Here is a 12,794-nt window from a genome sequence, read left to right on the forward strand (position 1 = left end):
AAGGACGGCTTTCCGGGGCTGTCAACTAAGCATCTGTGCTTATCTGAGATATCTTCGGGACCTCAATGCCCATCTTGAATCAGATATGCCCAGCGAATATCCGCATTGATTACCAGTGGTGGGTACGAAGGGGTGAAAGTTGGCTTCGCGGAAGGAGTTCGGGCGCCTTGTGGCAGAATCCGCAGCGGGCCCAGCGCATTCGAGTTATCGACGAGCGGTGTTCGAGGTGCGTTCATCGGAGTAATGAAAAATTGATGTTTAGCTGATGATGCAATGGGCCACATGTGATTAGAATTCCGCATCGTGACACAATCTGACCCAGACGGTGGCGAACGGATCGGCGAACTGGTGCGCCGGCTCCGTATCGAGTCCGGTCTCACCCAGGCCGCGCTGGCCAAACAGGCGGACTGTTCACGCAGCCTCGTACAGCAGATCGAGAACGGCACCCGGGTGCCGCCGCTGCCGCTGCGGGAACGTTTGAGTTCGGCGCTGGGGCAGGAACTTCCGATGGACGGCGTCGCCGGCTCGTCCGAACCCGGCGGGCATTACGACCTGCGGATGCGTTTCAACGTGCTCCTCGGCAAGGATCCCGCGGTGGTGGATCGGGTGCTGACGATCGCCCAGACCGTGCTCGACGCCCGGGGTGCGCGCGAGGAGGTGGAGCCACTGCGCCTCATCGCCGCCCGCCAGCTCGAACGCGCGGAAGAGCTGCTGGCGCAGATACCTTCGCGCAGTGCGACGGTGTGGGAGTGGAATACGGTCAACGACTGGCTGACCATTCTGGAGCAGGCCGAGCAGTCCGTTCGCGCGATACACACCGCCGACCTGGGCACCATCGGTGGTGACGTCGGCGACGACTACCACGCCGCGATCGTGCGCCTCGCCGATTCGGTGCACGAGCCGCGAGTCACGGTGCGGCGCATGTACGTTCTGGATCGCATCGAGGATGTGTGGCCCTACGACGACAAGTTGTGGTGGCAGGCGCGCTCCGGTGTCGAGAGTGTGCTGGTCAAGCGTGAGCACGCGCGCAACGCGCAGAGCATGCTCGTCGTCGACGACCGATACGTCTGCGTAGGGGAATACGACTATTCGCGGCAGACCCGGGTCGCGACGCGTTTCTCGGTGCTCAAACATGATGTGGCCTTCGCGGTCCGGCGCTTCGAGAAGCTCTACGACCTGCGGCGCATCGGTTCGGCGATCGTGGTCAACGATCTGCTGGCCGATCCGCGACTGGCCCGATTCGAGCGTCTGGGTGACGGCGAGGGACGGGAGTTGTTCCGCGAGAAGCTCGTTCGAGCGTGGGACGAAATCCCGACGCCGGGCCAAGCGCCGCTGGAAACAGGGCGGCTGTGACGACCGGCCCCCGGCATGCCGAGCGCGCCGCCGCCGCGCTGATTCTGCGTTCGGAGGAGCGCAAGAAGGAACTGCGCCGGCAGCTGCCGGAGAGCGTGCCGTTTCTCGGCCGATCCGGTCGCCGGTACCACGGTGTGCTGGACGCGTATCACGGCGAGACCGGATTCGAGATCGATCCGGCGGCGGCCCGCGCCCTGCGGCGGGCGTGGAACGATCTGGCGCCCCATCGGATCCGGCGCCGCGGCCTGCCGGACTACGACAAGCGGCAACCGCTGGAGTTGCGAGAGTCGGCCGCCGCCCACCTGTTCGACCGGCTGCACCGCCCCGCCGACGGAGTGGCCGGCGTCCGGGTCCGTCCCGAAGAGGTTGTCGTCTGCCCGTATTCGAGCATGCTGATGCTCGAGGAGGTGATCGCCACGGTCGTGCGGCCCGGCGGCGTGATCGTCTGTCCCGAGGGCTTCTACAAGAACTTCGCCACCCACATCGCGAAATTCGATGTGCGAGTGGTGGTTCCGGAGGCGACGCCGGACGACTCGTTCCGCATCGATCCGATGGCACTGGCCTGCGAACTGGAACGGCACGGTGACGCCGTCTGTGCGGTGCTGCTCACGCTGCCGGGCAATCCCGTCGTCACGCGGTACTCCTCGGACGAATTGCGCGAACTGGCGGCGGTTCTGGTCGCCGCCGATGTTCCGGTGGTCTGCGATATGGCCTTCGACCGGATCGTCGGCGGGCACATTCCGCTCGCCGCGCTGGAGGTGCCGACCGCGCAGGGCCCGGTCCGGCTGTACGACCGGATGGTGACCGTCACCGGTAATTCCAAGGGCTACAACGCCTTCGGTCCGTGCAAGCTCGGCGCGGCCTGCTCCGGGGACTCGCGGTGGCTGGAGCGTATCCGGGCGCGACTCACGATCGCTTTTCAGCGTGAGAGTACGCATCTGGTGCGCGCGGTGCTGGACCATACGCCTGACGCGTATTTCGAGCACAACCGCAAGCTGGTGCGCGAACAGTTCGACACCGCCTTGGAGCGGATCGCGGCGATCAATGCCGAATTCGGATCGAACACACTGCGGCCGTTGGGTTCCGGGGCCAGCATGTTCCTGTCCGTGGTCGCCGAATCCGCCCTTCTGGACGCGGCCGGGGTGGGAGACAGCGCCGCATTGGAGGATCTGCTGCTGGCCGGCGCGGGAATCGACAGCGTCGCGCTGGGCCGCACCGGATCACCGCGGCGGGGTGTGCGGCTCAACGTCCTCGCGCCCCGGCACGGCCCCGGCACCGAGTCCCGGGAGTTGATCGACGAACTGTTCGACCGGCTCGGCGGGCTCGTCGCCGACCTGGCCGGTGGTGCCACCTACCGCGACATCCTGCGTCGGCGCGGTATCGCGGAGCCGCCGGCGTGATCGTCGGCGTGCTGCGCGAAACCGCCGCCCGGGAACGGCGGGTGGCGCTGACACCGGACGGTGTGCGATGCCTGACCGCGGCGGGGATGCGAGTTGTCGTGGAGGCGAATGCCGGGCGGGCGGCGGGCTTCGGCGACGCGGCCTACCGGTCCGCGGGGGCTGCCGTCGCGGTGGATCCCGGCACCGTGGTCGCGGCCTGCGATGTGCTGGCGTGGGTGAAGCCGGCGACCCACGACCTGCGCACGATGTCGCGGCGGCCGCACCTCACGCTGATCGGCTTCCAGGACCCGCTGCGGCGAGCCCCGCAGATCGCCGAACTGCGCGAATTGGGCGTGGAATCGATTGCGTTCGAACTCTTTTCGCACGAGTCCGGTGATTTGGACGCGCTCTCGGCGATGAGCCGGATCGCCGGCAGCGTGGCCTATCTCGCGGGCCGGCGGCTGGTGCCGCGCACCGTGCGCCGGCCGATCCGCTCACTGATCCTGGGGTGCGGCCAGGCGGGACTGTCCGCCGTCGCGGCGGCAGCCGCCTGCGGGGCCGAACCGCCGGTGGTGCTGGGGCGCCGGCCCGAACTGCGGCGGGCACTGGATGCGCAGGGCCCCAATGTTTTTCACTGGTCCGAAGAGGTCGACGCCGCCTGGGTCCTGGAGCGGATCCGCGCGGACAAACCGGATCTGGTCTTCTGCGCCGCGGTACGCCGTGGACAACGGGCGCCGCTGCTGGTCGACCGGACCGCACTCGACGCGCTCGGGGACGGTGCGGTCGTGGTCGACCTGACCGCCAAGGCCGGTGGCAACTGCGCGGCGACCGTCACCGACGCGACCGTGGTGCTGGGCAACGGCGTCGTGGTGACCCACCGCTCGAACTATCCGGCGCGCCGACCGGCTCCGGCCAGCCGGGCCTACAGCGCGGCGGTAACCGCGTCGATACTGCGACTGGCGGACTCCGGGCTGCCGGAGGCTCAGACGGCCTCGAACGCCTCCGCCACGATCGGCCGGACCTGATCCATTCGCGCGCCCGGCTGTTCGCGCCGCACCGACGTCATATCCACATCGGGCAGTCCGCAGGCGACGGCCCACTGCCACGGCTCCAGATCGCCGTCGACGTTCAGCGCGAATCCGTGACTGGTGACGCCGCGGCTCTGCCGCATGCCGATGGAGACGATCTTGCGGCCGGTCTCGACGGTCCACACGCCGGTGAGCAGTTCCGAACCCGGCGGGGTGTCGCGGCGTTGCGCCCGGATGCCCAGCCGGTCGAGTGCGGCGACCAGGCGGTGCTCGACCTCGCGGATGTAGTCCACCACGCCCTCGCCGTCCCCGAGTTTCACCACGAGATATCCGACCAGCTGTCCCGGGCCGTGATAGGTGAGCTGCCCGCCGCGGGTGGTCTCGACCACCGGAATCCCGTGGTCGGGATCGGGGAGATGCGCACTCGGCGTCCGGCGCCCGATCGTATAGATCTGCGGGTGGCTCAGCAGCCACAACGTATCCGGTCGTTCGTCGCGCTGGCGCTGTTCCACCAGTTCGGCCATGCGCTCCATGGCCTTGTCGTAGTCGACGAGTTCGTCCTGGATCAGTGTCAGCGGCCGCGACCTCATGCTCCGAGAATACGACCGGGGTCGACAGCGAACTCGCGCAGTAGTCGTCAGAACGCTTCGGTATTCAGCTTGTCCCGCGGCGGCAGCGCGTCGCCGGGCAGCGTGACCCGATCGATGGGGAACCCGGCGTCGAGGCTGGACAGCTTGCCGGTGTCGCCGCGCAGCGTCAGTTCGTCCCCGCCGAGGGACAGATGCTCCAGCTCGGTCTCGGTGGCGGCGGGCGCTGGGTGGCGCCGGTTGTGGACGATGCTGCTGAGGTAGGCCGCGGCGATGATCCCTACTCCCAGCAGGCCGGTGACCACCTCGTTCAGATGGTGGCCGGTGGAGACCAGCAGGATCGCCGCGAGCGCGCCGATCGCCCAGTGCGCACCGTGTTCGAGGTAGATGTACTCGGCCAGGGTGCCGCGCCGGACCAGGTAGACGGTGATCGAACGGACGAACATCGCGCCGATCAGACCCAGTCCCAAGGCGATGACGATCGGATCCGCACTGATGGCGAAGGCGCCGATCACGCCGTCGAATGAGAACGAGGCGTCCAGCACTTCCAGATAGATGAAGCCGAAGAAGGCGGCGCGCCCGGTCAGAACGGCGGCGCGCGAGGGGCCCTGGCCGGGCTGCTCGTTCTCGAAATGCGCGCCGAGACCGTCGACGAGGAAGTAGGTGGCCATGCCCAGAGCGCCGGAGACCATGACGACGTCGGCCTTGTTGTTGGGGGCGAGCACACCGGCGGTGAGCACCAGCGCGATCAGCGCGATCACCACCGTGAACATCGAGAACCGCCCGATCCGCGCCAGCGGTCGCTCCAGCCAGCTCAGCCAGGTGACCTCACGCTGGGTGCAGATGTAGTTCAGGAACAGCAGCAGCAGGAACATGCCGCCGAAGGCGGCGATCTTCGGATTGGCGTCGTTGAGCAGCGTCTCGTAACTGGGCCGGCCGTCCGGAAAGAACGGCGCGCCGCCGGCGGGAGGGTTCATCGCCAGCCGCAGCGCCTCGATCGGGTCCAGATGCGCCCCGATCGCGACCACCACCAGTGGGAACACCAGGCGCATACCGAAGACCGCGATCACCATGCCCACGGTCAGGAAGATGCGCTGCCAGAACGCGCTCATCCGCTGCAGGACACTGGCATTGACCACCGCGTTGTCGAACGACAGTGATACCTCGAGAACGCCGAGGGCCGCGACCAGCACCACGGCCTCCGGCCCGCCGTACAGCAGCGCGACGACTAGAGACGCCGCGGCAACCAGGAACGACAGGGCGAAAACTCGCACGAACATGCCGATGCCTTTCGTCAATTCGACACCCGCGGGGGGTATGACCTCGCGGGTTACAGCATTCAGAGTGCTCGCAACCCTGCCTTCGATTGTGACAGTTGAAGTGGTCCGGCGACAATCGAGAGCTAGTACCAGTGGTGGGAGAGCTAGTACCAGTGGTGGGACTGCCAGAACGCCCAGGCTCCGTCGGGGCTGCCGTACCGCTCGACCATGTAGTCGTAGGTCCAGCGGATCTGGGTCACCGGGTTGATCATCCAGTCCACCCCGTGCGAGGCCATCCGCTCCGGCGGCAACGCCTGCCCGAGACCGTAGGCGCCCGATTCCGGATTGACCGCGAACGGATTCCAGCTGCTCTCGTGCGTGATCACGTTGTCGAACGACGGGAACTGCGGAGCCGGGACGATCGTCAGGGCGACCGTCTTCATCGGCAGGCCCAGCAGCAGACCCGCAGTGGCGGAACCGGAGGATCCCGCCGAACCCGAGGCCGAACCGGATGCCGATCCGGAGGTGTCGGCGCACGCGGGCCCGCAGTCGGCGCCGGCCGTCGCGGCGAGGGCCACCGGCGCGCCGACCAGCCACAGCGCGCAGAATGCGGCGAGAGCGGCGCGGCGAAGCTGAGGCGCCGGTGTCGTCTCGGTCACAATTTGGCCTGCGGTCCGGGTGGGGTCGAAAGATGGCGGCGAGGTTGCCGAGTCGATCGGCGCTGCGAAGGCGGCCGGAAAATGCGTTGCGGAATCAGCGGTGTTCGGGGTCTGATTTGTCGGCTGGGCCGGAATTCGGGCGGGCTCGATTGGCGCAGACATGGTCAGCTCGGTCCTTCCGCGTCGACTTGCCGATCGATCAGAGTCGGAAATGCGACAGTTCGAGCAAACCATCGGTAATCACGGGATGTCCGGATTGCGCTCGGCGTGTCCGGTCCGGCGTTCCCGGGTGTGGCCCGGGGTACGTGCGAGGGGGTTCCGAACGTATGTATAGTTGGCCTCAGCAACTAGTTGTACATGCTAATCAAATGCGTCGTGGGGAGAAGGAAGCTCGGTCATGGTCGTCGATGCCCGTGATCCCCGTGTGAGCGCGCGGGCCGAAGGCGGTAGCTTGCGTAACCACGTAGGCCCTGGCGAACACGGCATCGAACACAGCGCCGGCGTCACCGAACAGGATGTGGCCGATCGACTCGGCGGCCAGCTGATCCGGTTGATGCGGGCGATCGGCAGAACCAAATCGCACATAGCCAAGTACGGTCCGGACGGTCTGGAGCGATCGGCCTATTCTGTACTGTTCTGCCTGGTCCACGACGGTCCGCAGCGGACGGGGAAGCTGGCGGACACCCTGCATACCGAAACATCGACCATCAGCAGGCAGACTCGATCGCTGGTGGCACACGGCCTGGTGGAACGCCGGGCCGACCCCGTGGACGGCCGGGCCTGCGTGCTGGCGCCCACCGCCGAGGGGGTGCGGGTCTTCGAGGAGAACCGTCGAAACCGCAACCGCTGGCTGGCCGAGGTGATGGCCGAGTGGCCTGCCGGCGAGCGGGCCAGATTGACCGATCTCCTCGAGCTGCTCGTCAGCGGCATCGAGGAGTCCACAGCCGAAAAATCCACTGCAACAGCCGATTCGAATTAGGGCTTACATACACATGACGACTTCGACCAGTGAGGCTCCGCCGGCGCAGCCGAACGCTCCGACCGTCGCGCCGCCGGCGGACGTGCGACCGTCTCTGTCGCATCGCCAGATTTTGACTATTTTGTCCGGTTTGTTGCTGGGGATGTTCTTGGCGGCGCTGGATCAGAATATTGTGAGTGTGGCGATTGTCCGGATCGCGAATAGTTTGCATGGTTTCGATCAGCAGGCGTGGGCGACGACGGCGTATTTGATCACGGCGACGATTTCGACGCCGTTGTACGGCAAGTTGGCCGATATTTATGGTCGTAAGCCGTTTTATTTGCTGGCGATCGGTATTTTCGTGGTGGGGTCGGCGGCGTGTACGTTCGCGACGTCGATGTACGAGTTGGCGGCGTTCCGGGCGTTTCAGGGTTTGGGCGCCGGTGGCCTGATGTCGCTGGCCATGACCATCGTGGGCGATATCGTCCCGCCGCGTGAACGGGCCCGCTACCAGGGCTATTTCATGATGGTCTTCGGCACTTCGACCGTGCTCGGCCCGGTGCTCGGCGGTCTGTTCTCCGATTACGACACCCTGTGGGGTATCGACGGCTGGCGTTGGGTGTTCCTGGTGAACGTGCCGATCGGCGTGGTCGCCCTCGCGGTCGTGGCCAAGGTGCTCAACGTCCCGCATCAGCGGCAGAAGTTGAATGTCGACTGGTGGGGTGCGATCGCGCTGGCGATCTGTGTGGTGCCGTTGCTGATCGTGGCCGAACAGGGCCGCACCTGGGGCTGGGGTTCCGGCAATTCGGTGATCTGCTACGCCGTCGGCGCGGTGGGCCTGGTGCTGTTCATCGGGGTGGAGTACCTGATGAAGGACGCCGCGCTGATTCCGCTGCGGCTGTTCAAGAACTCCACTTTCTCGGTGGTGATGATCGGCGGTTTCATCGTCGGTATCGCGATGTTCGGCGCGATCAGTATGGTGCCGCTGTATCTGCAGGTGGTGCGCGGTTATTCGCCGACCGAGGCGGGTCTGCTGATGCTGCCGCTGGTGCTGGGCATCATGATCGGCTCGATGATCTCCGGTCAGGTCGTCAAGCGCACCGGCCGCTACAAGATCCTGCCGGTGGTCGGCACCTTCCTGGTGACCGTGGGCGCGCTGCTCTACGCCCAGTTGCACTTCGACAGCGCGATGTGGCAGGTGCTCGCGATCGGCGCGCTGGTCGGTCTGGGCTTGGGCTGCTGTATGCAGACGTTGATCATCGCGGCGCAGAATGCCGGTCCGCGTTCGGATATGGGTGTGTCGACGGCGTCGGCGACATTCTTCCGGCAGGTCGGCGGCACGCTGGGTGTCGCGGTCTTCCTGACGATTCTGTTCAATCTGTTGCCGCACAAGATCACCGATGCCTTCGGCGGTCACCTGCCGCCCGGACTGGACGCCGGCAAGCTGAACCAGTTGCAGGCCAACACCGCCGGAATCGGCGCGCTGCCGCAGCAGATCAAGGATCCGATCCTGATCGGATTCACCAACTCGATGCACGGCGTCTTCTACGCCGCGGCGGGCGTGGCCCTGCTGGCCTGCATCGTCATGATGTTCATGAAAGAGATTCCGCTGCAGGATGCTTCGGCGCCCGCCCCGGCGCCGAAGGATCCGGTCGAGACGGCCGAAGCCGAATGGGCCGAGAACCAGGTGTGGGAGGGTGCCGCCCAGGCGCTCTCCGAGCCCGAACCGGTTCTCGCCGCCGCGGCGGCGGGTCGGCCCGCCGCGGCCAACGGGCACGAATCACATCGAATTGCGGAGGTTTCGGCGATGACAAACACTCCTGTCGTCAACTCCCACGGCAGCGGCCACGCCATCGGCGGGCAGGTGCAGCGGGCCGACGGCCGACCGGTCGCGGGCGCCGCGCTGACACTGATCGACCAACGCGGACACCAGGTTTCGCGTTCGACCGGCGACAGCGGCGGTCGCTACTCGATCGAGCCGCCCGGCGCGGGCAACTATGTGCTGATCGTCTCCGCGAACGGTCACCAGCCCGCCGCGGTCAATGTCACCGCCGACGGCCGCACTCAGCGCCTCGACCTGACCCTGCAGGGTTCGGGCGAGCTGTCGGGCATGGTCCGGACCACTGTGACGGGTCAGCCGCTGGCCGGTGCGACCGTCACCCTCACCGATCTGCGTGGTGAAGTGGTGGGCGCGGCCGTCACCGACGAGTCCGGCAACTACCTCTGCCACGGTGTGGTCTCGGGGACCTACACCCTGGTCGCGGTGGCCGAACACATGCGCCCGAGCGCGACCGCGCTGGTCGTGCCCGACAGTGGCCTGCTGCACCACGACATCGAGCTCTCGCCGATGGCGGTGCTGACCGGAACCGTGCTCGCCGACGGCGGTGCGGTGCCGGACGCGGAGGTCACGGTGCTGGATCGCTCCGGAACCCCGATCGGGACCACTCGCACCGACGAGAACGGGCAGTATGTACTGACCGACCTCAGCGAGGGTGAGTACACGGTGGTCGCGCGCGGATATCCGCCGGTGACCAGCCGGGTCGCCGTCGGCGGCGGCGAGGTCGAGCACGATGTCCGGCTGGGTTACGACGACGGTGACGAGGGCGAGCGCCCGGCCGCCGGGCCCACCGGAGTCGCCGGCACCAACGGTGCCGCGACGAACGGAGAACGGAACGGGGTCCGGCACAATGGTGTCGAGCCCAGTGGTGTCGATCAGAACACGGAGCTGTCATGAGCGAGCTTGCGAGCGAATCAATGTCACAGGGCGCCCCGCGCATGCCGGAGCCGAGCGTCAGCGAGGCGCAGGCATGAGCGGTTTGACCGCACAGGTTCGCAATTCCGATGGCTGGCCGGTGCCGGGTGCGCTGCTGACCGTGACCGATCTGAACGGTCGTCAGCTCGCCCGTGCGGTGGCCGACGAAACCGGGGCCGCGGCGACCGAGCCGCTGCCCGCCGGTATGCACACCGCGGTGGTGACCGCCCCCGGTTATCAGCCGGTGGCGCAGATCGCGCGGATATCGGCTTCCGGCAGCGGGCAATTGGGTGCGGTGGCGTTGCAGTCGGAGGCGAATTCCCTCGGCACGCCGGCACCGGGCCCGTGGACCATCGACCCGGTGCATTCCACGGTCGTGGCCACCGCCCGCCACCTCGGCATCGCGAGTATCAAGGCGCGGTTCGCCGAGGTCGGCGGCCGGCTGGACGTGGCCCGGAACTTCGAGCAGACAACGGGTTTCGCCGAGATCAAGGCGGCCAGCATCGACACCGGAATCGGGATGCGCGACGACCATCTGCGCTCGGCCGACTTCCTCGATGTCGAGAGCTACCCGCTGATCGGATTCACCGGAACCGGATTGCGGCGCACCGGCGCCGACACCTGGGTGATGCCCGGTGAACTGGAGTTGCACGGTCAGCGCCGCCCGGTGGAGCTGGACCTGACCTACGGCGGGTCGGGACCCGACCCGTGGGGCGGGGTCCGCGCCGCATTCCATGCCGAGACCCATTTGCACCGCAACGATTTCGCGATCGACTACAACGCCGTCGTGCGCGCCGGTGTGGCCGCGGTGGGCACCACCGTGAAGATCGAGCTGGATATCGAACTGGTGCAGGGAGATTCGCTACCGCAGATGTAGCGGCGGGCCGGGCCGGTGCGACCGGTCAGCTCGCGTGGCGTTCCGGGACGACCCAGATGCGCTGCACCGCAGGGAATTCCGTGGTGTCGGCGCTGGGGTCGACCTCGACGTCCGCATCGAACTCCGGATACCAATGTGTCATGCCCGCGAGGGAATCCGCCGCATCGGGGATGTCGAGTTGCAACTCGATGGTGTCGGTGAACGGGTCGATCACCGCGGCGTGACGGGCCGGTTCCGGCGCGGCGTGGCGCGGGCGAAACCGTAGTCGATCGATGAAGTCATCGACGGAGGTGTATCCGGCCTCGTAGATCTCGGCCAGCAATCGTTCGGCGGGCGACGGGGCGTGGAATCCGCGCATACTGTCCCTCGATTTATCGATGTTTCACACTACGGTGTTGTTCAGGGGCGATGGGGGCTGTCGGGGACGCAGCCCCCACCTGACCTGATGTTGCGACAGCGGGACGCTGTGGGCATGGCGACCCGCTCTGCAAGCCCCGAGCTATCGAGGCAGTCAGAGCCTAAGCCACCCCGGAGCGACCGCACGGCATTTCGGAGGAAACTTCACTAATTCGCAGACGCGAAATTCGTTGCGCCAGGCCGTACCAGACGGTCGTATTGAATCGCCCACCACACCTGCGCACCCGTGTGCGCCCGGCGCAGATCGCACCCGGTCAGCTCCTCGAAACGGCCGATGCGATAGCGGACCGTATTGGGATGCACGATCAGTCGCTGTGCGGTCGCCTCGATGCGCATGCCGGTATCGAGATACGCCGTCACGGTGTCGATCAGCGTCGCGGCCGAGCCGCCGCTGCCCAGCGGCGCGAGATAGCGACGCACGAGTTCGGCGCCGAGTTCGGGATCGGCGGCGACGCCCGGAAGCAGGCCGAGACTGTCGAATTCACAGGTCCCGGTATGGCCGAGCGCGGCCGCCGTGGCCAGGGCGCGCCCCGCCAGCCGAAACGACCGCGGGGCCTCGGCGAGCGGGCGCGGTGGTCCGAACGCCAGCAGTGCCGCACCCGGAATGTGGATCGTGCGATCGGTGAACCCGGCATAGTCGCCGTCGATCACGGTGCGGAAGGCGTAATCCGCGCCCTGGGGTCGCAGCAGACGGTCGAATTCGGTCGGCGGCGCCGCGTCGGCGCGGGCGCGGAAGGCGCGATAGTCGGCGTCGGCGCGCAGGCCGTAGCGCTGAATGCCCAATGTCAGCTCGGTGGCCGAAATCGTGCCCGCCAGCACGGCCCGCGTGAATTCCGCGCGCTGGATGCGGTCGTGACCGGACCGGGTGCGCTCGACCTCGTGGTGGGCGTCGGAGAACGAGGCCGTCGCATCGTCGACCAATTCGAGCAGATCACGGGTGATCTCGAACAGCACCGCGTCGTCGGCGCCGCATTCGGCCGCCACCGCGCTCAGCGTCTCGAGATGCAGGCGTTCGGCCAGGCGCCAGGCGCGTAGCAGCGCCTCCATGGACACCGCCTGCGTGGCGCGGATCCGGCCGTAATCGGTCAGCCGGGTGCCTTCGGACGATTCGACATCGGCCGTACCGGCGAGGGAGGCGAACAGCCGGTCCATGATCGCCATCGTCGTGGGCAGCAGATCGGCCGCATCGATCGTGCGGTAATCCGGAATCTCGGCGCGGGCCCGGTCGACGATGCGGGCGGCGAGGGCGTCGCGCTCGGCCCGCATCCGCGCCAGCAAGCGTTGCCGCGGGGCACTCGAGGACTCGGACGACTCAGTCATGACAGGCCCGAGAATACGACGCGATTTTGGAGAAACCAACAAATCGCAGCCCCCGAACTTCGACGCAAAATCCATGGCTGCCCAGCCTGTGGCGTACGACACTCATCGGAGTTCCTCCGTGGGGCTCGGCCGCCTCGATTTTGGACTGACGGAGCGAGGGAGCGCAGCGACTGAGCGGAGGAGGGAAAAATCGAGGCCAAGAGGC

Annotated in this window: 11 protein-coding genes; 6 read left to right on the forward strand and 5 right to left on the reverse strand. The window is 67.1% G+C overall.

Translation table 11 applies throughout. From position 1 onward, the window contains the following. Positions 1-303: 303 nt before the first annotated feature. From ACPCUW_RS12420 to ACPCUW_RS12430, 3 genes are read left to right on the forward strand one after another with little or no spacing between them, the layout of a single operon-like run. Complete coding sequence (locus ACPCUW_RS12420; protein ID WP_423424898.1) at positions 304-1,353, forward strand: helix-turn-helix domain-containing protein; 1,050 nt, start codon at positions 304-306, stop codon at positions 1,351-1,353. After that, entirely contained in the window at positions 1,350-2,753 is a 1,404-nt protein-coding gene (locus ACPCUW_RS12425; RefSeq protein WP_423424900.1) for an aminotransferase class I/II-fold pyridoxal phosphate-dependent enzyme, read from the forward strand. Before ACPCUW_RS12420 ends, ACPCUW_RS12425 begins: the two co-directional genes overlap by 4 nt. Continuing rightward, positions 2,750-3,757 carry a hypothetical protein gene (locus ACPCUW_RS12430; protein WP_423424902.1) on the forward strand — a complete coding sequence of 336 codons (1,008 nt, stop codon included), beginning with the start codon at positions 2,750-2,752 and terminating at the stop codon, positions 3,755-3,757. Before ACPCUW_RS12425 ends, ACPCUW_RS12430 begins: the two co-directional genes overlap by 4 nt. Here the strand turns inward: ACPCUW_RS12430 and lipB are convergent. The 3 genes from lipB to ACPCUW_RS12445 all read right to left on the reverse strand — a co-directional run bounded on the left by lipB (position 3,715) and on the right by ACPCUW_RS12445 (position 6,265). Further along, positions 3,715-4,350, reverse strand: coding sequence for a lipoyl(octanoyl) transferase LipB (gene lipB / locus ACPCUW_RS12435; protein ID WP_423424904.1), 636 nt, complete (start codon positions 4,348-4,350; stop codon positions 3,715-3,717). The genes ACPCUW_RS12430 and lipB overlap by 43 nt on opposite strands. Positions 4,351-4,397: 47 nt before the next feature. Further along, on the reverse strand, positions 4,398-5,627 hold the full coding sequence (locus ACPCUW_RS12440; protein WP_081879556.1) for a DUF475 domain-containing protein: 1,230 nt from the start codon (positions 5,625-5,627) through the stop codon (positions 4,398-4,400). Positions 5,628-5,770: 143 nt separating this feature from the next. Continuing rightward, on the reverse strand, positions 5,771-6,265 hold the full coding sequence (locus ACPCUW_RS12445; protein WP_051756357.1) for a transglycosylase SLT domain-containing protein: 495 nt from the start codon (positions 6,263-6,265) through the stop codon (positions 5,771-5,773). 397 nt (positions 6,266-6,662) lie between these two features. Here ACPCUW_RS12445 and ACPCUW_RS12450 point away from each other — a divergent pair, with 397 nt between their 5' ends. From ACPCUW_RS12450 to ACPCUW_RS12460, 3 genes are all read left to right on the forward strand, one after another. Beyond that, positions 6,663-7,244 carry a MarR family winged helix-turn-helix transcriptional regulator gene (locus tag ACPCUW_RS12450; protein ID WP_423424907.1) on the forward strand — a complete coding sequence of 194 codons (582 nt, stop codon included), beginning with the start codon at positions 6,663-6,665 and terminating at the stop codon, positions 7,242-7,244. Positions 7,245-7,257: 13 nt separating this feature from the next. After that, positions 7,258-9,957 carry an MFS transporter gene (locus ACPCUW_RS12455; protein WP_423424909.1) on the forward strand — a complete coding sequence of 900 codons (2,700 nt, stop codon included), beginning with the start codon at positions 7,258-7,260 and terminating at the stop codon, positions 9,955-9,957. A 73-nt stretch (positions 9,958-10,030) separates the two neighbouring features. Continuing rightward, positions 10,031-10,852 carry a YceI family protein gene (locus tag ACPCUW_RS12460; RefSeq protein WP_030516045.1) on the forward strand — a complete coding sequence of 274 codons (822 nt, stop codon included), beginning with the start codon at positions 10,031-10,033 and terminating at the stop codon, positions 10,850-10,852. A gap of 25 nt (positions 10,853-10,877) precedes the next feature. Here the strand turns inward: ACPCUW_RS12460 and ACPCUW_RS12465 are convergent, their stop codons facing one another. Both ACPCUW_RS12465 and ACPCUW_RS12470 read right to left on the reverse strand, forming a co-directional pair. Beyond that, positions 10,878-11,210 carry a hypothetical protein gene (locus ACPCUW_RS12465; protein ID WP_063012126.1) on the reverse strand — a complete coding sequence of 111 codons (333 nt, stop codon included), beginning with the start codon at positions 11,208-11,210 and terminating at the stop codon, positions 10,878-10,880. A gap of 206 nt (positions 11,211-11,416) precedes the next feature. Beyond that, the gene (locus ACPCUW_RS12470) at positions 11,417-12,589 is read right to left on the reverse strand and encodes a PucR family transcriptional regulator (RefSeq protein WP_227462664.1); all 1,173 of its coding nucleotides are present in this window, start codon (positions 12,587-12,589) and stop codon (positions 11,417-11,419) included. Positions 12,590-12,794: the final 205 nt, after the last annotated feature.

Source organism: Nocardia sp. AB354 (assembly GCF_049538315.1).
GTDB lineage: Bacteria > Actinomycetota > Actinomycetes > Mycobacteriales > Mycobacteriaceae > Nocardia > Nocardia nova.

Coding starts and splice junctions, on each gene's coding strand:
- ACPCUW_RS12460 (WP_030516045.1), top strand. CDS start 10,031: ATGAGCGGTTTGACCGCACAGGTTCGCAATTCCGATGGCTGGCCGGTG.
- ACPCUW_RS12470 (WP_227462664.1), bottom strand. CDS start 12,589: ATGACTGAGTCGTCCGAGTCCTCGAGTGCCCCGCGGCAACGCTTGCTG.
- ACPCUW_RS12440 (WP_081879556.1), bottom strand. CDS start 5,627: ATGTTCGTGCGAGTTTTCGCCCTGTCGTTCCTGGTTGCCGCGGCGTCT.
- ACPCUW_RS12465 (WP_063012126.1), bottom strand. CDS start 11,210: ATGCGCGGATTCCACGCCCCGTCGCCCGCCGAACGATTGCTGGCCGAG.
- ACPCUW_RS12450 (WP_423424907.1), top strand. CDS start 6,663: ATGGTCGTCGATGCCCGTGATCCCCGTGTGAGCGCGCGGGCCGAAGGC.
- ACPCUW_RS12455 (WP_423424909.1), top strand. CDS start 7,258: ATGACGACTTCGACCAGTGAGGCTCCGCCGGCGCAGCCGAACGCTCCG.
- lipB (WP_423424904.1), bottom strand. CDS start 4,350: ATGAGGTCGCGGCCGCTGACACTGATCCAGGACGAACTCGTCGACTAC.